Genomic DNA, 21,699 nt, shown 5'->3' with positions numbered 1-21,699 from the left:
TAAAATTTATATTAGAAACAGCTATAAACTTCTAAATTTACATTGTAACATTACCATTTTCATCAGCTGGTCTGAATAGAGTTAAAATGGCACTGATAATAGCTAAAATATGAGGAATGGCTGTCCAACAGAATAAAAGATGCATAATACCCTGGAATGACTTACCAGCGTAAAATTTGTGGATGCCGAAGCTTCCTAGAAAAACAGCTAATAAAATATATATCACTTTATTTACTTCCATGATGGTCACCTCCGGTCAGAAATTTAAGTTATTATTAAACTTACCTTACTTAGTATTTTATTAGGTCACAATATAAAATCAATTATTTTACTTTCTCTTTAATCAAATTCAGACTAAAGTTGCAAGAAATTTAAATAATTATTCACACTTTCAAGAAAGGTCGCAATTTCAATTTAAGTAAGTTATAATGATATGATGAATTTTAATGAGGAGCCGTTAGCATGACAGTAAAGAAATTGGTTAAGTCTACACATCCGTTACTAAAAAAAGAAAGCAAGACCGTGAATCGATATGATGACCAGTTAAAATCATTGTTAAAGGATTTGGAAGATACTCTATATGAAGAAGAGGCTGCTGCAATTAGTGCACCACAAATTGGTGTGAATCAACGTGTTGCATTAATCGATATGGAACTTGAAGGGCTTCTTCAATTAATCAACCCAGTCATAAAAAGTTATTCTGATGAGGAAATTACAGACCTTGAAGGTTCAGTTTCTTTACCTAATGTTTTTGGTGAAGTAACTAGAAGTAAAATGATTGTTTTACAATGCAATGATGTAAATGGAAATCAAGTTGAATTGACTGCTTATGATGATGTAGCTCGAATGATATTACATATGGTAGATCATTTAAATGGTATCCTTTTTACAGATAAAGCGAATCGTATTTTAAATGAAGATGAAGTGGAGGCATATTTTGAAAATGAGTAAAATTATATTTATGGGAACACCTGACTTTTCAACTAAAGTACTAGAAATGTTAATTGCAGAACATGACGTGATTGCAGTAGTGACACAACCCGATCGTCCAGTTGGTCGTAAAAAAGTCATGACACCACCACCAGTTAAAAAAGTAGCGCTTGAACATAACATTGATATTTATCAGCCTGAAAAACTTAAAGATTCAGAAGAACTTGAAGAATTATTAACGTTAGATGCTGATTTAATTGTTACCGCTGCATTTGGCCAGTTACTACCTGAGTCTCTACTTAACGCACCACGTTTAGGAGCGATTAATGTACATGCTTCATTACTACCTAAATATCGTGGTGGAGCACCCATTCACCAAGCAATTATAGATGGTGAAGAAAAGACAGGTATAACGATAATGTATATGGTGAAAAAATTAGACGCTGGTAATATCATTTCTCAGAAAGCAATTAATATTGAGGAAGATGATAATGTAGGTACAATGCATGATAAATTAAGTTTCCTTGGTGCGGATTTACTTAAAGATACACTTCCTTCTATTATTAATGAAACGAATGACAGCATCCCTCAAGATGACTCAGAAGCGACATTTGCTTCTAACATTAGTAGAGAAGATGAACGAATTAAGTGGAATCAAAGCGCTCAAGATATTCATAATCACATACGTGGCTTATCTCCATGGCCAGTAGCATATACCACTATGGATGACAAAAATCTTAAATTATATTCATCTCACATTATCTCAGGTAAGAATGGTGAGCCTGGTAAAATCATTGAAACGACTAAAAAAGCTATCATTATTGGAACAGGTTCTAATGATGCTATTGCATTAACGGATATGCAACTTGCTGGAAAAAAACGTATGTTAGTAGCTAATTATCTTAGTGGCGTTCAAGAGTCACTAGTAGGGAAGCAATTGATATGATGAATTCTGTAAGAGCCCATGCATTCGAAACTATCCAACATATATTAAATGAAGGCGCATATAGTAATTTAAAAATTAATGAAGTTTTATCTTCCAATATCATCGCTGATGTTGATCGGAATTTATTTACTGAGCTTGTTTATGGAACAATTAAACGAAAATATACATTGGATTATATTCTAAAACCTTTTGTTAAAACTAAAATAAAAGGGTGGGTACGCCAGCTTTTATGGATGAGTATTTATCAATATGTTTATCTCGACAAAGTTCCCGATCATGCGATTATTAATGAAGCAGTTGATATTGCTAAGCAAAGAGGTGGCCATCATAATGGTAATATCGTCAACGGTATTTTACGTTCAATGATGAGAAGTGAATTGCCTCATTTTCAAGAAATAAAAGATGATAAGAAACGAATTGCTTTAGAGTATAGTTTACCTAAATGGTTAGTTAATCACTGGGTAACGCATTATGGTCTTGTGACGACGGAAGAAATTGCTCAGTCATTATTAGCTCCTGTCAAGACAACAGTTAGAGCGAATATTTCACGTGGTTCTGTAGATGACATTATTAATAAATTGGAAAATGAAGGATTCAATGTTGAAAAAGATGATATTTTACCTTTTTGTTTGCATGTAAGCGGGCAAACTATTGTAAATTCAGGAGCGTTTAAAGATGGTTATGTCTCCATTCAAGATAAGAGTTCGATGATGGTAGCTCATATCATGAAGTTAGGTAGAGATGATAAAGTATTAGATGCTTGTAGTGCTCCTGGAGGAAAGGCTTGTCATATGGCGGAAATATTATCTCCAGAAGGGCAAATTGATGCTACAGATATACATTCCCATAAAATTGATCTTATTAAGCATAATATTAAAAAATTAAAGCTAGATAATATTCATGCGTTCCAACATGATGCAACTGAACCTTATGATGGGCTGTACGATAAAATTTTAGTCGATGCACCTTGTAGTGGTTTAGGTGTGTTAAGACATAAACCTGAAATAAAATATACTCAGTCTCAAGATAGTATTCAATCACTTGTTGATTTACAACTACAAATATTAGAGAATATTAAACATAATATTAAACCTGGTGGTACAATTACGTATTCAACATGTACAATAGAACAGATGGAAAATGAGAATGTAATTTATACATTTTTAAAACAAAACGAAGAGTTTGAATTTGAGCCTTTCCAACACCCTGTTACTGGAAAGCAAGTTAAGACATTACAGATATTACCACAAGATTTTGACTCTGATGGATTCTTTATAACTCAAATTAAAAGAAAGGAAAGTTAAGAATGATTACTGCAGAAAAAAAGAAAAAGAATAAGTTCTTACCTAATTTTGATAAACAATCGATTTATTCTTTGCGTTACGATGAAATGCAGCAGTGGTTGATTGATCATGGGCAACAAAAATTTAGAGCTAAACAAATTTTTGAATGGTTATATCAAAAAAGAGTGGATAGTATTGATGAAATGACGAATCTCTCTAAAGATTTACGTCAAGTTTTAAAAGATAATTTTGCGATGACTACGTTGACGACAGTAGTTAAACAAGAAAGTAAAGACGGAACGATTAAATTTTTATTTGAATTACAAGATGGTTATACAATTGAAACTGTATTGATGAGACATGAATACGGTAATTCAGTTTGTGTCACAACACAAGTGGGTTGTCGTATCGGTTGTACATTCTGTGCTTCAACTTTAGGTGGCTTAAAGCGAAACTTAGAAGCGGGCGAAATAGTATCTCAAGTACTAACAGTTCAAAAAGCTTTAGATGAAACAGATGAACGCGTCTCTCAAATCGTAATCATGGGCATTGGTGAACCTTTTGAAAATTATGATGAGATGATGGATTTCTTAAGAATCGTTAACGATGATAACAGCTTAAATATTGGGGCACGTCATATTACAGTGTCCACTTCTGGTATTATTCCTAGAATTTATGATTTCGCTGAAGAAGACATCCAAATCAATTTTGCAGTTAGTCTACATGGTGCTAAAGACGAAATTCGCTCTCGTTTAATGCCGATTAACCGAGCTTATAATGTTGAGAAATTAATGGAAGCAATTAAATATTATCAGGAACAAACTAATCGACGTGTTACATTTGAGTATGGTTTATTCGGTGGAGTGAATGACCAACTAGAACATGCAAGAGATTTAGCACATCTAATTAAAAATTTAAATTGCCATGTTAATCTAATTCCAGTCAACCATGTACCTGAACGTAATTATGTGAAAACTCCAAAGGATGATATTTTTAAATTTGAAAAAGAATTAAAGAGATTAGGAATCAATGCTACAATAAGACGTGAACAAGGATCAGACATTGATGCAGCTTGTGGTCAATTAAGAGCAAAGGAACGACAAGTAGAAACGAGGTAAAGACATATGTTAAACGCACAATTTTTCACGGATACTGGTCAACACAGAGAAAAGAATGAAGACGCTGGCGGTATTTTTTATAACCAAACTCAGCAACAATTGTTAGTTTTATGCGATGGCATGGGTGGTCATAAAGCCGGTGAAGTAGCGAGTCAATTCGTTACGTATGAACTTCAAAAACGTTTTGAAGATGAAAACCTCATTGAAATCCATCAGGCTGAATCATGGTTGCGTTCAAACATTAAAGATATCAACTTTAATTTGTATAACTATGCTCAAGAAAATCCAGATTATCATGGTATGGGTACAACACTCGTGTGCGCTATTGTTTATGACAAGCAAGTTGTGGTAGCTAATGTTGGAGATTCTCGCGCTTATGTTATTAATCAAAGACAAATAGAGCAAATTACAAGTGATCATTCCTTTGTTAATCATCTCGTTGTCACTGGTCAAATTTCTAAAGAAGAAGCTTTTAATCATCCACAAAGAAATATCATCACTAAAGTTATGGGGACTGACAAACGCGTGTCACCTGATTTATTTGTTAAAAGAACTAACTTTTATGACTTCTTGTTATTAAATACGGATGGCTTAACAGATTATGTTAGAGATTACGAAATCCAGGAGGAGCTTAATCAAGATGACACAATTGAATCACATTGTGAACGTCTAATGCGCTTAGCGATGTCCCATGACTCCAAAGATAATGTAAGTTTCATACTGTCATCGATAGAAGGTGACAAAGTATGATAGGAAAGATTGTTAATGACCGCTACAAAGTAATTGATAAACTTGGTGGCGGAGGAATGAGTATTGTATATTTAGCAGAAGATACAATACTTAATCGTAAAGTCGCAATAAAAGCTATTTCTATTCCACCTCGTGAAAAGGAAGAAACCTTAAAACGCTTTGAACGAGAGGTACATAATTCTTCTCAGCTATCACATGAAAATATAGTGAGTATGATTGATGTAGATGAAGAAGACGAATGTTTCTACCTAGTAATGGAATATATTGAAGGCCCTACATTAGCTGAATATATACATAGTCATGGTCCTCTAAGTGTAGAAACAGCAATAAAATTTACCGAGCAAATTTTAAGTGGTATCAAACACGCACATGATATGAGAATTGTGCATCGTGACATTAAACCACAAAATGTATTAATAGATAAAAACAAAACATTGAAAATCTTTGATTTTGGTATAGCTAAAGCGCTAAGTGAAACATCCTTAACACAGACGAATCACGTGCTCGGAACAGTACAATATCTTTCACCAGAACAGGCAAAAGGTGAATCAACTGATGAAGGTACAGATATTTACTCTATTGGTATAGTGCTATATGAAATGTTAGTAGGTGAACCTCCGTTTAATGGAGAAACTGCTGTTAGTATTGCCATTAAGCATATTCAAGATTCAATACCAAACATTACTACTGATAAACGCGAAGAAGTACCACAAGCATTAAGTAATGTTGTGCTACGCGCTACTGAAAAAGATAAACATAATCGTTATCATACCGTTCAAGAAATGTGTGATGACTTAACGAGTGCTTTACATGAGAATCGTGCGAACGAGGAAAAATATGAATTAGATAAAACTAAAACAGTTCCGCTTACTAAAGATGAACTCAATAAAAAGATAAATGATACTCATAACGATGATGATTTAAATAAAACAATGCAAATCCCTATTGTTAACGAACCTGTACGTCAGCAAGAATTTCAATCGTTAGAAGGTCGCTATTCACCACCACCTAAGAAGAAACACTCTAAGATGAAAATCACTGTCCTATCTTTAATATTTGCGTTATTGTTAGCGGGATTAGTTGGTTTTATAGGTATGGGAGTTTTTGGTAGTAAGTATGAGGAAATGCCAGATTTATCAGGAAAAACTGAAAAAGAAGCAGAGCAAATATTAAAGGATCATCATTTGACCATGGGTGACATATCTAGGAAATATAGTGATAAATATCCTGAAAACCAAATCATCAAATCTGAACCCAATAGAGGTGAACGGGTAGAAGAAGGAGAAGCGATTGATATTATTCTTTCTAAAGGTCCTCAAAAAGTAAAAATGCCAAATCTTGTAGGACTGCCTAAAGATGAAGCAGTTAAAAAGCTGAAAAATTTAGGTTTAAAAGATATTGATGTTGAACAAGCTTATAGTCACTCAGTAGACAAAGGTTTAATTTCAGAACAAAGTGTTGAAGCAAATAGTGAAGTTGCTCTAAATGATCATCACATTAAAATCTATGAGTCACTAGGTGTGCGTCAAGTTTATGTTAGTGATTTTGAAAATAAATCTTATTCATCAGCCAAAAAAGAGTTGGAATCTAAAGGATTTAAAGTACAAGCTACTCAAGAAAATGATGATAAAGTTAAAAAAGGAAATATTATATCTCAATCACCTAAAAATAAATCTGTAGATGAAGGTTCTGTAATTAATTTAACAGTTTCAAAAGGCAAGTCAGGTGAGGACGATGATGACAGTGATGATAGCGATGTGAAATCAACGTCTGAAACAGTTAAAGTGCCCTACTCAGGTAGTAAAGGTAAAAGCCAAACAGTAGAAGTCTTTATAAGAGACAAAGATAACTCTGGAAATTCCGCATCTCAAACTTTTAAAATTACTAAGGATAAAACAATAAGCATACCTTTAAAAATAGAAAAAGGTAAAACTGCGGGATACACTGTACGTGTTGATAATAAAATTGTTGCCGATAAAGATGTTGGCTACGATGACTAATAATAAAATATGAAATGAGCCCCTTTCAACTTTTGAAAGGGGCTCATTTGTATTATTCTGTATTTATTTCGCTTTCGTTTGTTCAATAGTTGTTTGACTACCTGCTTTCGTTCCGAATAGAAGAATGAGTAGTGAAGTAACTAATAACACACTTAGTGAAAGTGTCCAGTTATGCGTGATATCGTGGAAAATTCCAAATAAGAATGGGCCAATAGCAGCTAATAAGTAACCAATAGACTGTGCCATCCCAGACAATTTCGCTGCTGTTTGTCCACTTTCGGTACGTACAACAAATAATGTGTTAGCTAATCCAAATGCTAGACCACTTGCTACACCTATGAGTATGATGCCTAACCATACATATTTGTAATCAACGAATATTAAACAAAGTACACCTATCATGAATAGAACGCTCGTTAATAATGTTAGGGGTACTTGTGATTTCATTTTTGTAGCAACAATAGGTGTGATGAAAGTTAAAGGTATAATAGCGATTTGTAATATTGATACGTAAATACCTGAAGTTTGTATAGATATGCCATGATCCGTGAGTAATTCTGGTAACCAATTAATAATTGTATAAAAGATCAGAGATTGTGCTCCCATAAAAATGGTTACTCTCCAAGCCAATAGAGACTTCCAAATGTTGATTTGACTATGAACAGAGTTGGTAGCTTTAGGTGGTTGTTGCTTCAGTTGAAAAGTCCAAATTAGAATTGTGAATAATGTAATAATAGACATTAGTCCTAATGCAATTGCATAGTTATAACGTGAGGTTAATGGACTTATGACTGAAGAACTTAAACTTCCAACTACATTCATTACTACGGTATATAGCCCTGTCATGATACCAATATGAAAGGGAAATCATGTTTTGACTATGGCTGGTGCTAATACATTGCCAAAGGCAATACCTATACCAATGAGTGTTGTGCCAATATAAAGCCAACTCAATCCAATTATTGACCGTAATATAATACCTATAAATATAAAGATTAAAGCTCCAAATATTGTTCGTTCTAATCCAAATGTATTGCCTATTTTTGAAGCAAAAAATGATACAACTCCAAATGCTATTAAAGGTACTACAGTCATTAAACTAAGCGCACTATTAGTTGTATGTAATGTATCTTTAATTGAAGGTAACGCCACGCCAACAGAGGTAATGGGTGCTCGTAAGTTTGCTGCTACCAACATGATTCCAATTAATAATAAAAAATTAATGTGCCTGTCTATATTTTGCTTAGGCATGACTATCCCTCCTTTTTCACAGATGTAAAAATCGTATCACTTGCTTAGAAAAGTGACAAGATAGTTTTATCGATTTTTAATCAAAGTATATACTATTGAGAAACGAAGTTATACGTATTATATTTATAACGATTTTGATATACTATGAATAGAAAAAAATCTAGAGAGGTGTCGATTTGAAGACTGGACGTATCGTCAAATTAATTAGTGGTGTCTACCAAGTAGATGTTGATGGTGTTCGATTTGACACTAAGCCACGAGGATTGTTTAGAAAGAAAAAATTTTCTCCAGTAGTAGGAGATATCGTCGATTTTGAAGTTCAAAATGAACAAGAAGGCTATATTCATCATGTTCATGACAGAGACAATGAACTCAAACGACCACCTGTCAGTAACATTGATGAGCTTGTTATTGTAATGAGTGCTGTTGAGCCTCAATTTTCAACTCAATTACTTGATCGTTTCTTAGTCGTAGCACATTCTTATGATTTAGAACCTCGTATATTAATTACTAAGAAAGATTTAACGACACAGGATAATCAAGAATATATTCAAGCTATGCTAGACCTATATCAAGATATAGGATATCCTACACAGTTTATTAGTAAAAATGATGATAGGGTCTCTATTGTAGATGAGTGGAATCATGGTTTAATTGTTTTAAGTGGACAATCAGGTGTAGGTAAAACTACTTTTCTTAATCATTATCGCCCAGAGTTAAACCTTGAAACAAATGATATCTCTAAATCATTGAATAGAGGTAAGCATACGACGAGACATGTTGAATTATATGAGAGAAATCATGGGTTTATTGCTGATACGCCAGGATTTAGTGCGCTTGATTTTGATCATATTGAAAAGGATGAACTTAAAAATTACTTCGTTGATATTAAGGACGCGGGACAAGATTGTAAATTTAGAAATTGTAATCATATCAAAGAACCTAAATGTAATGTTAAACATTTAGTTGATGAGGGGAAAATTGCTCAATTTAGATATGAGCATTATTTACAGTTATTTAATGAAATCTCTAATAGAAAGGTACGATATTAATGGTTAAGGTTTTACCTTCACTTTTATCCGTTGATTTTTTAAATTTAAAAGAGGAATTAGACCATTTAGAAAAAGCGAATGTCGATGGCTTACACTTCGATGTGATGGATGGGAAATTTGTACCTAATATTTCGATAGGTATACCACTTTTAGATGCAGTACGCAGTTATTCTAACCTACCAATTGACGTACATTTGATGATCGAACAGCCTGAAAACTATATTCAATTATTTGCAGATCATGGCGCAGATATGATTTCAGTGCATGTTGAAGCTACACCTCACATACATCGTGCAATTGAAGAAATTAAATTACTTAACAAGAAAGCTGGAGTTGTAATCAATCCAGGCACACCTGTAGAGTCCATTTTACCTGTGTTAAGTATTGTAGATTATGTTTTGGTTATGACAGTTAATCCTGGATTTGGTGGGCAATCATTTATTGAACAATGTATTAATAAAATCGAACAACTTAACCAAATAAAACATGAGAATAATCTTACATTTGATATTGAAGTTGATGGTGGCATTAATGATTCAACAAGTAAATATTGTGTAGAGCAGGGAGCAACAATGCTTGTTACAGGTTCTTACTTTTTTAAACAAAATGATTATGCAAAGGTCACTAATGCATTGAAAGGCTAATTTATTATGAAAATTAACTTATTATGTTCGGATCGATTATTGCCCACTCAATTATTTAAGTTAGAACAACAATCACAATGGGCCGGTATTGATAGAGGTGCATTGATACTAGTTGAAAATGGTATAGAGCCTGTATTTTCAGTAGGAGATTTCGACTCGGTTAATGAAGAGGAACGTCATATATTAAAAGATCAATTAAATATTCATCCAGTAAAAGCTGAAAAAGATGATACTGATCTCGCTCTAGGCGTACAAAAAGCCGTTCAACAAGGATATTCTACAATAACTATTTACGGAGCAACTGGTGGGAGATTAGACCATTTTATGGGTGTACTTCAAATTTTACAAAAGCCTGAATATTTAGAGCGTCATATTCATCTTCAAGTTATAGATGTTCAAAATGAAATTACATTACTCAACGAAGGTGAACATCAAGTTAAACAAGATAGCACCTATCCATACATTTCATTTATTCCATTAAATGATGAAGTAAGTTTGTCTTTAGAAGGGTTTAAATATAATTTGAGCAATGAACATTTAGAATTGGGGTCAACATTAACTATTTCTAATGAAATTACAACAAAGGTTGCAAAAGTCAATGTGGAAAAGGGCACTGTCTTACAAATGAGAAGTACTGATTAAAATTTTTATAATAATAAAAAAGACCTTAGAGGCAAATTGCCTTTAAGGTCTAAAAATGTGCTCCTCCACATAAGGGCATTTTTTGTGCATTATATTTATTAAACTCTAGTAACTTTACCAGATTTTAAAGCACGTGCAGAAACCCAAACTTTTTTTGGTTTTCCGTCTACAAGAATTCTAACTTTTTGAAGGTTAGCGTTCCATCTGCGTTTGTTCGCATTTAAAGCGTGTGAACGATTATTACCAGTCGAAGCTTTACGACCTGTTACGTAACATTGTTTACCCATGAAAGTACCTCCTTTAATAAATATAAATACACATTACTACTTACATACTTTATTAAGATAACACATAAAGGGTAATTGAGCAATAAATATTTAAGCTAATTAAAATCTAATACGCTATATCTGTCATTATTATGGTATAATTGTAAGCTGTGGAGTTATATAGTATGATACTGTAAAGCAATAGTTGAAATTATACAATTAAATTATAATTTAGGTAGAATGATAACGAAATTGAAACGATTAGTAATTGTTAATTTTTTACAATTGCTCTATTTTTTAGAAATTTTGAATTAAAGAATTTAAAATATTAAGATAAAGCTTAAACACCTTTAACATAAACCATGAGAATTCCAGGAGGAAACAAAAATGACATTAGAAATTTCAAATGATTATGGCAAAATTGATATTTCAAATGAAGTGATTGCATCTGTAGTAGGTGGTAAAGCCGTTGAAAGTTATGGCATAGTTGGTATGGCATCTAGACAACAAGTAAGGGACGGTATTGCTGAAATTCTAGGACATGATAACTATGCTAAAGGCATTAAAGTAAGAGAAGAAAATGGCACGATAGATGTAGATATGTATATTATTGTGAGTTACGGAGTGAAAATTTCTGAAGTAGCAAGTAATCTTCAATCAACAGTTAAATATACACTTGAAAAAACACTTAATGTAAAAGTCAATTCTATTAATATTTTCGTACAAGGTGTACGTGTAAACGATACAGGCAAAAAGGTTTAGGAGGACATCGTGAAATGATTAGCAAAATAAATGGTAAATTATTTGCCGATATGATTATACAAGGGGCTCAAAATTTATCAAATAATGCAGATTTAGTAGATTCATTAAATGTATATCCTGTACCAGATGGAGATACTGGGACGAACATGAATCTAACAATTACTTCTGGTCGTGAGGAAGTAGAAAATAATTTATCTCAAAATATTGGTGAATTAGGAAAGACGTTCTCTAAAGGATTACTTATGGGGGCACGTGGTAATTCGGGCGTAATTCTTTCTCAATTATTTAGAGGTTTTTGTAAAAACATTGAAAATAATGATGAAATCAACGCACAGCAATTAGCTGAGAGTTTTCAAGCAGGAGTAGAAACTGCATATAGAGCTGTAATGAAACCAGTTGAAGGTACAATTTTAACTGTAGCTAAAGATGCAGCAGCTGCATCAGTCGATAAAGCTCAAGATACAGAAGATTGTATTGAACTTATGGAACATACTATACAAGCTGCCAAGGAATCATTAGACAATACACCTAATTTATTGCCAGTGCTTAAAGAAGTAGGAGTCGTTGACAGTGGTGGTAAGGGATTATTATGCGTTTATGAAGGATTTCTTAAAGGTCTAAAAGGAGAAAAAGTAGAAGCGCAAGCTCCCAAATTAGATACCGAATCACTTGTCAATGATGATCATGATTTCCACGGTGTTATCAATACAGAAGATATTGTCTATGGTTATTGTACTGAAATGATGGTTCGTTTTGGTAAAAATAAAAAAACGTTTGAAGAACAAGAATTTAGAAATGATATGAGTGAATTTGGTGATTCATTACTTGTAATCAATGATGATGAAATTGTAAAAGTTCATGTTCACACTGAACATCCTGGCGATGTATTTAATTATGGTCAACAGTATGGCGAATTAATTAAACTCAAAGTTGAAAATATGAGAGAGCAACACAGAGAGGTTATCCGCAAAGAACAAAGCGGACAAGAACAAAAGGATAATAAAGATGAACCTAATACAGTAGAAACAGCTGTGATTACAATTTCTATGGGTGAAGGTATTTCTGAATTGTTTAAATCTATGGGTGCTACACACATTATTAGTGGAGGACAGACAATGAATCCTTCAACAGAGGACATTGTCAAAGTTATTGAGCAATCACAATGTAAACGTGCAATTATCTTACCTAATAACAAAAATATTTTAATGGCAAGTGAACAAGCAGCAAATATCGTTGATGTTGATACTGTAGTGATTCCAACTAAATCGATACCTCAAGGTATTACTGCTTTATTCCAATATGACGAAGAATCATCTCTTGAAGATAATAAGAATCATATGGAAACAGCACTTGAGGCAGTTCAATCAGGTTCAGTGACTTATGCAGTACGTGATACTAAAATCGATGGTATTGAAATTAAAAAAGATGAATTTATGGGTCTAGCAGAAGACAAAATTGTAACAAGCGATGCTGATCAATTAACAGCAGTAAAAGGTCTATTAGACAAATTACTTACGGACGATAGTGAAATTTTAACTATGATAAGTGGGGAAGAATCTGATCAAGAAGTCACAGAACAATTAAGTGAATGGATTGAAGAAACTTATCCAGATGTAGAAGTTGAACAACATGAAGGCGGTCAACCAATTTATCAGTATTTCTTTGCAGTTGAATAGCAATTTCATACTTTTTATATAACAGTAATTTCTATTTTAAAGAGATAGGAATTACTGTTTTTTTGTTGAATTTTGTTTTGGAAAATTAAGTTAAAAAAGTATAATAAGAATTTTCATATAATTCCCAATTTAGCTAATATTGTGCGTGTTTAATATTGAGATTAATAGCTATAAGTCAGGGTATGCGAATAGTGGATAAAAATTTAAGTAAAGGGGTATTCTTAATGATTTTTGAAACTATGGAGCAAAAAGACTATGAACAACTTGTCTTCTGTCAAGATGAAGTAACAGGATTAAAGGCTATCATTTGTATCCATGATACTACATTGGGACCAGCTTTAGGTGGATGTCGTGTTAGAAATGATTATGAATCCGAAGAAGAGGCCATTGAAGATGCTATGAACTTAGCACGCGGTATGACATATAAAAATGCAGCTGCTGGATTAAATCTTGGTGGTGGAAAGACTGTAGTTATGGGCGCACCTGACAAACAGAATGAAGAGGCATTCTACAGAGCATTAGGTCGCTATGTTAATACATTAAATGGACGTTATTATACTGCAGAAGATGTTGGTACTTCTGAACATGAAATGAATTTAATATATAAAGAAACACCATATGTATGTGGAACTAGTAAGTCATTTGGTTCAGCAGGTAATCCAAGTCCGATGACTGCCTATGGTATTTATATTGCATTGAAACGCACTGTAGCAGAAAAATTTGATGGAGATAAACTTGAAGGTAAGACAGTGGCTGTTCAAGGTGTAGGCCATGTATCATATGAGTTATGTCGTTTATTAAATGAAGATGGTGTGAAATTAATTGTCACTGATATTAATAAAGACAATGCACAACGAGCTGTTGATGATTTCGGTGCGGAATTTGTAGAACCTGATGATATATTCTCAGTAGATGCTGATATCTTTGCACCTTGCGCATTAGGTGGCGTCTTAAATGATGATACAATTCCACAATTAAAAGTAAAAGCTGTGTGTGGTTCTGCTAACAATCAATTAAAAGATGAAGATAAACACAGTAAAATGTTAGAAGAAAAAGGTATTCTATATGCACCAGATTATATTGTTAATAGTGGTGGAGTTATTAATACTGCAGATGAATTGAATGGCTACAATGAAGAGAGAGCTAAAGAAAGTATTGAAAATATAGATCAAATTTTAAAACATATCTTCGACATTTCAAGTGAACACAAAGAAACACCACTTGAAGCCTCTCAACATTTTGCTGAAACTAGAATGAAGCAAATTTCTCATATTAAAGATATTAGAAAATAAGAGAATAAACTTTAAATAATTTTTAGCACGACAATGATTGAATGTGAAACAATCATTGTCGTATTTTTTATAAATATATAATTAAATATTATAGGTATGGATAAGAGAGTTTTACAGAATCTAATTTAATGAAGCGCAACGATACACAATATTATTTTATTTTAAGTGTTCTATTTAACTTAAAAAGTTATGACAAAAATTAATAATAAAAACACTATTTACAAAAAATATACACTACTCTAAATAAAAATGTTATAGAATAAATGTATATTACAAATAAAAGAGGTGTGAAATGGAACCAATGATTCTCTTATCGATTCTAGTTACTTTTTGTTTAAGTTTTATATTTGTTCGAAAATATATGTCACAAACATCTAGTTTAAAATTCAAACGTGTCTTCTCACTAATAGCTATATTGGCTATTGTATTTTCAACATTAGGGCAAACGCTTAATGCACAACAGGCACATGCAGCTAATGGATTACATAAAGAAAAAGCAACTTTAGTTAAAGTGATTGATGGCGACACAGTGAAATTAAATTATAAAGGTAAAGTTTCAACGTTTAGACTATTACTTATTGATACACCAGAAACGAAAGATCCTAGAAAACCAGTTCAAAAATATGGTCCAGAAGCAAATGCATTTACTACAAACATGATGACTAAAGCTAAAAAAATTGAAGTAGCGTTTGATAAAGGACAAAGAACTGACAAATACGGAAGATTATTAGCTTACGTGTATGCTGATGGGATAATGGTTAACAATGCGGTTGTAAGACAAGGTCTTGCAAGAGTAAAATATGTTTATCCGCCAAACAATACGTATGAACAATTAATCAGAGCAAGTGAAGCTCGAGCTAAAGCTGAAAAACTTAATATTTGGAGTGAGTCCAATAGTGTAAAAACTTCTCTAACTTCAACTAAAAAAACTCATAAAGTAGTAAAACCGACATCAGCTAAAACAACAAGTTTACATCATTATTCAAAAAAATCTAAGACACCATCCAAAGCTAAAAGTACCACTAAGAAAGAATATTTTAAAAATTGTACTGCTTTAAGAAAGAAATATCCACACGGTGTAAAAAAAGGACATCCTGCTTATCAAGCTAAACTTGATCGAGATAAAGATAACTATGCTTGCGAAGTTAGATAAATAAAAAGATAATTCTTTGAAAGCTATTAACATTTTCAAAAATGTTAGTAGCTTTTTGTATGCTGACTAAGAATAATATTTAGGATTCATTTTCAAAATAAATAACGCGTGTGAATCAAATAATTAGGATGAACATGATAAAATATACAATGACTATTGGAGAAAAACATTATAAAGTTTTAGGTGATGGATCATGACAAAAGTACATTTAATCGAAAGTCCTTACACTTTAGACAAAATTAAAGGAATTGGTCCGAAACGATTAACTATATTAGAAGAATTAAATATAAACACTGTAGAAGATCTTGTACTCTATTTACCTACACGTTATGAAGATAATACTGTGATTGACCTAAACCAGGCTGAAGATCAATCGACAGTTACTGTACAAGGAGAAGTATATTCGACACCGGCGGTAGCTTTTTTTGGTAGAAATAAGTCTAAATTAACCGTTCATATAATGGTGAACAACATTGCGGTTAAGTGTGTCTTCTTCAATCAGCCTTATCTGAAAAAGAAAATTGAATTACACGGTACCGTGACTGTCAAAGGCAAGTGGAATCGTGCTAAGCAAGAAATTAATGGGAATCGTATGTTCTTTAATGAACAAACAACTCAAGATGATGTTCAGTTAGAGCCTGTGTATCGTATTAAAGAAGGTATTAAACAGAAACAAATTCGAGATAACATTAGACAGGCATTAGAGGATGTCACGATACATGAGTGGTTATCAGACGATTTAAGAGAAAAGTATAAATTAGAAACATTAGAATATACACTACGCACTTTACATCACCCTAAGGATAAACAAAGTCTTTTAAAAGCACGTCGCACATATGCATTTACAGAACTTTTTATGTTTGAATTACGCATGCAGTGGTTGAATCGTTTAGAGAAGTCATCAGATGAAGCGATTGAAATCGAATATGATATATCTAAAGTTAAACAATTTATCAATCGCTTGCCTTTCGAACTCACAGATGCGCAAAAAACAAGTGTTAATGAAATATTTAGAGATTTAAAGGCACCTATTCGAATGCATCGTTTACTTCAAGGAGATGTAGGTTCTGGTAAAACAGTAGTCGCGGCAATTTGTATGTACGCATTGAAAACAGCAGGTTTCCAATCTGCTTTAATGGTACCTACAGAGATATTGGCTGAGCAACATGCTGAAAGTTTAATTGAATTATTTGGAGATACGATGAATGTCGCACTTTTAACTGGCTCGGTTAAGGGTAAGAAACGACGTATTCTGTTAGAGCAGTTGGAGAATGGCTCAATTGATTGTTTAATAGGGACACATGCACTTATTCAAGATGATGTAGTTTTTGAAAATGTTGGTTTAGTGATTACAGATGAACAACATCGTTTTGGTGTTAATCAGCGTCAAATGTTGAGAGAAAAAGGTGCTATGACGAATGTTTTATTTATGACAGCAACACCAATACCTCGAACGTTAGCGATTTCAGTGTTTGGAGAAATGGATGTTTCTTCTATTAAGCAATTACCTAAAGGTAGAAAGCCTATCATCACAAGTTGGGCTAAACATGAACAGTATGAGCAAGTCTTAGCACAAATGACGAGCGAATTACGTAAAGGTAGACAAGCATATGTCATCTGTCCATTGATAGAGAGTTCAGAGCACTTAGAAGATGTTCAAAATGTGGTTGCGCTATACGAATCGTTACAAGAATATTATGGCGCTGAAAAAGTTGGATTATTACATGGTAAACTAACCTCTGATGAAAAAGATGAAGTGATGCAAAGATTCAGTGATAAAGACATTGATATACTTGTTTCAACTACTGTAGTTGAAGTCGGCGTTAATGTTCCTAATGCTACATTTATGATGATTTATGATGCAGATCGTTTTGGTTTATCTACGCTACATCAATTACGTGGACGTGTGGGAAGAAGTGAACATCAAAGTTATTGTGTACTTATTGCTTCTCCTAAGACAGAGACAGGTATAGAGCGTATGACAATTATGACTCAAACTACAGATGGATTTGAACTAAGTGAGCGAGATTTAGAAATGCGAGGTCCAGGAGATTTCTTTGGAGTCAAACAAAGTGGACTACCAGATTTCCTCGTGGCAAACGTAGTAGAAGACTACCGCATGTTAGAAGTAGCAAGAGACGAAGCAGCCGAACTCATACAATCAGGACAATTCTTCCAACAACACTATACACAACTCAGAAACTTCATCCAAAACAACCTCCTACACACCAGTTTTGATTAGGGGCCCCCAGCACAGAGACTTTCGAGAGCGAAAGTCAACAGACAGTGCAAATTGAGGTGTTCCCTACACAGAGCATTTCGTAAAGAGATGCAACCGGCCATGGAAGTAGGGATTATATATTTAAACTAAATTCCATCATTGTGACCACTGATGTTGTATTACATTAGTTAATAAATTTATTTCTAGCAATCGGTGATAGATATTCTTAATGAATTAAAAGCCCCGTTGCAGTTATTTGTTGAGGAATTGAATCAGAAAGTGTTATGATATGTTAGGAATATTTAAGACTTGGTACTAAAATGAGGGGTGAAAGTTTGAAACTAAAGAAAGACGAACGCAGAATAGCTATTCAAAATGCAATTGATGCTAACCCCTTTATTACTGATAATGAACTTTGCGAAAAGTTTGGAGTGAGTATTCAAACAATTCGCTTAGACCGTACGCATTTAAATATTCCTGAGTTACGTAAAAGAATTAAGTTAGTGGCAGAACAAAATTATGGCCAAATTAGATCGATTGAAGCTAATGAAATTATTGGAGATTTAATACAAGTTGAGCCTGATATCGAAGCACAGTCTTTAATAGAAATTACTGAAGATACTGTCTTTGCTAAAACTCAAATTGCTAGAGGACATATTCTCTTTGCCCAGGCTAATTCTTTGTGCGTGGCATTAATACATAATCCAACAGTACTGACACAAGAAAGTCAGGTTGAATTTATCGAAAAAGTGAAATTAAATGATACGGTAAGAGCAAAGGCTCAAGTTATAGATAAAACATGTAAGCACTATATTATAGAAGTTAATTCATATGTGAAAGATAAATTAGTTTTTAAAGGGAAATTTAAAATGTTTTATATAAGTGAGGATGAATTCAATGGTTAAAATTGCAGTTGATATGATGGGTGGAGATGATGCACCAGGTATCGTACTCGATGCAGTTAAAAAGGCTGTAGAAGATTTTAAAGATTTAGAGATAATTCTTTTTGGAGATAAAGAACAATACAACTTAAATCATGATCGTATTGATTTTAGACATTGTTCTGAAAAAATTGAAATGGAAGATGAACCTGTTCGTGCAATTAAACGTAAGAAAGATAGCTCAATGGTGAAGATGGCAGAAGCTGTCAAATCTGGAGAAGCTCATGGATGTGTTTCAGCCGGAAACACTGGAGCATTAATGTCAGCAGGATTGTTTATTGTTGGTCGTATAAAAGGTGTTTCAAGACCTGCATTAGTAGTTACCTTACCAACAATGGATGGAAAGGGCTTTGTCTTTTTAGATGTAGGAGCTAATGCGGATGCTAAGGCAGAACATCTATTACAATACGCACAATTAGGTAATATCTATGCTCAAAAGATTCGTGGTATAAAGAATCCTTCAGTGTCACTTTTAAACATAGGCACTGAAGCAGCTAAAGGTAATTCTTTAACTAAAAAAGCTTACGAATTATTTGAAAATGATCATTCATTTAATTTCCAAGGTAACATTGAAGCTAAAACGTTAATGGATGGTAATACAGATGTAGTTGTTACCGATGGTTATACTGGAAATATGGTATTAAAGAATCTAGAAGGTACAGCAAAATCAATTGGTAAAATGTTAAAAGAAACTATTTTAAGTAGTTTTAAAAATAAAATTGCGGGTGCTATCCTTAAGAAAGACCTAGACGCATTCTCTAAGAAAATGGACTACTCCGAATATGGTGGTTCAGTACTTTTAGGCTTAGATGGAACTGTTGTAAAGGCACATGGTAGTTCAAATGCTAAAGCATTTTACTCAGCCATTAGACAAGCTAAAATCGCTGGAGAAGAAAATATAGTTCAAACAATGAGAGAAACGGTGGGTGGTAAAAATGAGTAAAACGGCAATTATTTTTCCTGGTCAAGGCGCTCAAAAAGTTGGAATGGCAAGTGACTTATATAATGAAGAAACACGTTCAACTGAAATCTTAAATCAAGCACAAGAAGCACTTGATTTCGATTTATTAGAAACAATGTTTACTGATGAAGAAGGTAAACTAGGTGAAACTGAGAATACTCAGCCAGCTTTATTAACTCATAGTGTGGCACTGTTAGAGGCGTTACAAAATTTAAATGCTGATTACACAATGGGACATAGTTTAGGTGAATATTCAAGTTTAGTAGCTAGTGGAGTACTTTCATTTGAAGATGCGGTTAAGATTGTTCGTAAACGTGGACAACTTATGGCTCAAGCATTTCCTAATGGTGTAGGTAGTATGGCTGCTGTACTTGGATTGGACTACGAAGAAGTTGATAAAATTTGTAAAGATTTATCTAATGAAGAAGAAATAATTGAACCTGCCAACATTAATTCACCAGGACAAATTGTTGTTTCAGGTCATAAAACTTTAATTGATAAATTGGTTGAAGAAGGAAAAACTTTAGGCGCTAAACGTGTACTTCCTCTAGCAGTTTCAGGACCATTCCATTCATCTATGATGAGCGTGATTGAAGAAGATTTCGCTTCTTACATTAATGAATTTGAATGGCATGATGCCAAATTCCCTGTTGTCCAAAACTTTAACGCACAAGGTGAAACGGACGCGGAAGTGATTAAACATAATATGGTAAAACAATTGTATTCACCTGTACAGTTTATAAAATCAACAGAATGGTTGATTGAACAAGGTGTAGATCACTTTATTGAAATTGGTCCAGGTAAAGTATTATCAGGATTAATTAAGAAAATTAATAGAGACGTTAAAATTACTTCAATTCAAACACTTGAAGATGTGAAAGGATGGAATGAAAATGAGTAAAAGTGCTTTAGTTACAGGTGCTTCACGTGGTATTGGACGTAGCATCGCATTACAATTAGCTGAAGAGGGTTATAATGTAGCTGTCAATTATGCAGGTAGTAAAGATAAAGCAGAAGCTGTTGTTGAAGAAATCAAAGCTAAAGGTGTAGATAGCTTTGCTATTCAAGCTAATGTGGCGAATGGCGACGAAGTGAAGGCTATGATTAAAGAAGTTGTAAGTCAATTTGGTTCTGTTGATGTATTAGTGAACAACGCTGGTATTACTAGAGACAATTTATTAATGCGTATGAAAGAACAAGAATGGGACGATGTGATTGACACAAATTTAAAAGGTGTATTTAATTGCATTCAAAAAGTGACGCCTCAAATGTTACGTCAACGCGGAGGCGCGATTATTAATTTATCAAGTGTTGTTGGTGCAGTGGGTAATCCTGGCCAAGCAAACTATGTAGCAACTAAAGCAGGAGTGGTTGGTTTAACTAAATCATCTGCTCGCGAGTTAGCTTCACGTGGTATTACTGTTAATGCAGTGGCTCCAGGCTTTATTGTTTCTGATATGACTGATGCTTTAAGTGATGAACTTAAAGATCAAATGTTAGAGCAAATTCCGTTAGCACGCTTTGGTGAAGATACTGATATTGCTAATACAGTTGCATTCTTAGCTTCAGATAAAGCTAAATATATCACTGGTCAAACAATTCATGTTAATGGTGGTATGTATATGTAAAGTAACACTTCTTTCACGAAGTGAAAGTTAGTGTTACTTATGCAACCGTAAAGCGGTTGTAATCCACAAAATAAGCACGAATGACAAGAGAAATGAGAATAAAAGAAGTTTCAAGAAAGTCATGAAGTGCAACTCCACTTCTTTCACGAAGTGAAAGTTAGTGTTACTTATGCAACCGTAAAG

20 protein-coding genes and 2 pseudogenes are annotated in these 21,699 nt (G+C 33.4%); 19 read left to right on the top strand and 3 right to left on the bottom strand.

Annotated features, from left to right (window positions below):
• Window positions 1–37: 37 nt before the first annotated feature.
• The gene (locus MHI13_RS13915; protein ID WP_002435184.1) at window positions 38–241 is read right to left on the bottom strand and encodes a TM2 domain-containing protein; all 204 of its coding nucleotides are present in this window, start codon (window positions 239–241) and stop codon (window positions 38–40) included.
• Between the two features lie 221 nt (window positions 242–462).
• Here MHI13_RS13915 and MHI13_RS13910 point away from each other — a divergent pair, with 221 nt between their 5' ends.
• Genes MHI13_RS13910 through pknB form a run of 6 tightly spaced genes read left to right on the top strand, consistent with a single transcriptional unit; the run spans window position 463 to window position 7,027 of the window.
• Window positions 463–951, top strand: coding sequence for a peptide deformylase (locus MHI13_RS13910; protein ID WP_064210543.1), 489 nt, complete (start codon window positions 463–465; stop codon window positions 949–951).
• Window positions 944–1,876 carry a methionyl-tRNA formyltransferase gene (gene fmt / locus MHI13_RS13905; RefSeq protein ID WP_064210591.1) on the top strand — a complete coding sequence of 311 codons (933 nt, stop codon included), beginning with the start codon at window positions 944–946 and terminating at the stop codon, window positions 1,874–1,876. The genes MHI13_RS13910 and fmt overlap by 8 nt, the downstream gene beginning before the upstream one ends.
• Window positions 1,873–3,180, top strand: coding sequence for a 16S rRNA (cytosine(967)-C(5))-methyltransferase RsmB (gene rsmB, locus MHI13_RS13900; RefSeq protein ID WP_064210544.1), 1,308 nt, complete (start codon window positions 1,873–1,875; stop codon window positions 3,178–3,180). Before fmt ends, rsmB begins: the two co-directional genes overlap by 4 nt.
• A gap of 2 nt (window positions 3,181–3,182) precedes the next feature.
• Window positions 3,183–4,277 carry a 23S rRNA (adenine(2503)-C(2))-methyltransferase RlmN gene (gene rlmN / locus MHI13_RS13895; protein WP_002435140.1) on the top strand — a complete coding sequence of 365 codons (1,095 nt, stop codon included), beginning with the start codon at window positions 3,183–3,185 and terminating at the stop codon, window positions 4,275–4,277.
• Window positions 4,278–4,283: 6 nt separating this feature from the next.
• Window positions 4,284–5,027, top strand: a complete 744-nt coding sequence (locus MHI13_RS13890; RefSeq protein ID WP_064210545.1) for a Stp1/IreP family PP2C-type Ser/Thr phosphatase — start codon at window positions 4,284–4,286, stop codon at window positions 5,025–5,027.
• Complete coding sequence (pknB, locus tag MHI13_RS13885) at window positions 5,024–7,027, top strand: Stk1 family PASTA domain-containing Ser/Thr kinase (RefSeq protein WP_064210546.1); 2,004 nt, start codon at window positions 5,024–5,026, stop codon at window positions 7,025–7,027. The genes MHI13_RS13890 and pknB overlap by 4 nt, the downstream gene beginning before the upstream one ends.
• A gap of 63 nt (window positions 7,028–7,090) precedes the next feature.
• Here pknB and MHI13_RS13880 read toward each other — a convergent pair.
• Window positions 7,091–8,278 (bottom strand): annotated as a pseudogene (locus MHI13_RS13880) (CynX/NimT family MFS transporter).
• 176 nt (window positions 8,279–8,454) lie between these two features.
• On the opposite strand from MHI13_RS13880, the gene rsgA reads away from it, so the two are divergent.
• Genes rsgA through MHI13_RS13865 form a run of 3 tightly spaced genes read left to right on the top strand, consistent with a single transcriptional unit; the run spans window position 8,455 to window position 10,616 of the window.
• Complete coding sequence (gene rsgA, locus MHI13_RS13875) at window positions 8,455–9,330, top strand: ribosome small subunit-dependent GTPase A (RefSeq protein ID WP_064210547.1); 876 nt, start codon at window positions 8,455–8,457, stop codon at window positions 9,328–9,330.
• Window positions 9,330–9,974: a ribulose-phosphate 3-epimerase gene (gene rpe, locus MHI13_RS13870; RefSeq protein WP_047796184.1), complete on the top strand. Its 645-nt coding sequence runs from the start codon at window positions 9,330–9,332 to the stop codon at window positions 9,972–9,974. The genes rsgA and rpe overlap by 1 nt, the downstream gene beginning before the upstream one ends.
• A 6-nt stretch (window positions 9,975–9,980) precedes the next feature.
• Window positions 9,981–10,616, top strand: coding sequence for a thiamine diphosphokinase (locus MHI13_RS13865; protein WP_064210548.1), 636 nt, complete (start codon window positions 9,981–9,983; stop codon window positions 10,614–10,616).
• Between the two features lie 98 nt (window positions 10,617–10,714).
• On the opposite strand, the gene rpmB is transcribed toward MHI13_RS13865, so the two are convergent.
• The gene (gene rpmB / locus MHI13_RS13860; protein ID WP_002435210.1) at window positions 10,715–10,903 is read right to left on the bottom strand and encodes a 50S ribosomal protein L28; all 189 of its coding nucleotides are present in this window, start codon (window positions 10,901–10,903) and stop codon (window positions 10,715–10,717) included.
• Window positions 10,904–11,269: 366 nt separating this feature from the next.
• Between rpmB and MHI13_RS13855 the strand changes: the two genes are divergently transcribed.
• The 10 genes and pseudogenes from MHI13_RS13855 (at window position 11,270) to fabG (ending at window position 21,516) form a co-directional block, all read left to right on the top strand.
• Entirely contained in the window at window positions 11,270–11,644 is a 375-nt protein-coding gene (locus tag MHI13_RS13855; RefSeq protein WP_002435187.1) for an Asp23/Gls24 family envelope stress response protein, read from the top strand.
• A gap of 14 nt (window positions 11,645–11,658) precedes the next feature.
• On the top strand, window positions 11,659–13,320 hold the full coding sequence (gene fakA / locus MHI13_RS13850) for a fatty acid kinase catalytic subunit FakA (RefSeq protein WP_064210549.1): 1,662 nt from the start codon (window positions 11,659–11,661) through the stop codon (window positions 13,318–13,320).
• 224 nt (window positions 13,321–13,544) lie between these two features.
• Window positions 13,545–14,612 (top strand): Leu/Phe/Val dehydrogenase, encoded by a 1,068-nt coding sequence (locus tag MHI13_RS13845; protein ID WP_064210550.1) that lies wholly within the window; start codon window positions 13,545–13,547, stop codon window positions 14,610–14,612.
• A 292-nt stretch (window positions 14,613–14,904) separates the two neighbouring features.
• Window positions 14,905–15,510, top strand: a pseudogene (locus MHI13_RS13840) (thermonuclease family protein); the annotation flags it as partial.
• Window positions 15,490–15,765 carry an excalibur calcium-binding domain-containing protein gene (locus tag MHI13_RS13835; protein WP_227416344.1) on the top strand — a complete coding sequence of 92 codons (276 nt, stop codon included), beginning with the start codon at window positions 15,490–15,492 and terminating at the stop codon, window positions 15,763–15,765. The pseudogene MHI13_RS13840 and the gene MHI13_RS13835, both read left to right, overlap by 21 nt.
• Window positions 15,766–15,958: 193 nt before the next feature.
• A complete protein-coding gene (gene recG, locus MHI13_RS13830; protein ID WP_340761318.1) occupies window positions 15,959–18,007 on the top strand; it encodes an ATP-dependent DNA helicase RecG in 2,049 nt (682 codons plus the stop codon).
• Window positions 18,008–18,321: 314 nt separating this feature from the next.
• Entirely contained in the window at window positions 18,322–18,891 is a 570-nt protein-coding gene (gene fapR / locus MHI13_RS13825; protein WP_002435186.1) for a transcription factor FapR, read from the top strand.
• Window positions 18,884–19,870, top strand: coding sequence for a phosphate acyltransferase PlsX (plsX, locus tag MHI13_RS13820; RefSeq protein ID WP_064210553.1), 987 nt, complete (start codon window positions 18,884–18,886; stop codon window positions 19,868–19,870). Before fapR ends, plsX begins: the two co-directional genes overlap by 8 nt.
• Complete coding sequence (gene fabD / locus MHI13_RS13815) at window positions 19,863–20,789, top strand: ACP S-malonyltransferase (protein WP_002435219.1); 927 nt, start codon at window positions 19,863–19,865, stop codon at window positions 20,787–20,789. The genes plsX and fabD overlap by 8 nt, the downstream gene beginning before the upstream one ends.
• The gene (gene fabG / locus MHI13_RS13810; RefSeq protein ID WP_002435264.1) at window positions 20,782–21,516 is read left to right on the top strand and encodes a 3-oxoacyl-[acyl-carrier-protein] reductase; all 735 of its coding nucleotides are present in this window, start codon (window positions 20,782–20,784) and stop codon (window positions 21,514–21,516) included. Before fabD ends, fabG begins: the two co-directional genes overlap by 8 nt.
• Window positions 21,517–21,699 lie beyond the last annotated feature (183 nt).

It is taken from the genome of Staphylococcus sp. FSL K6-0223, from assembly GCF_038008285.1.
The sequence above is the reverse complement of the archived record's forward strand: the minus strand, read 5'-3'. Positions and strand labels throughout refer to the sequence as shown.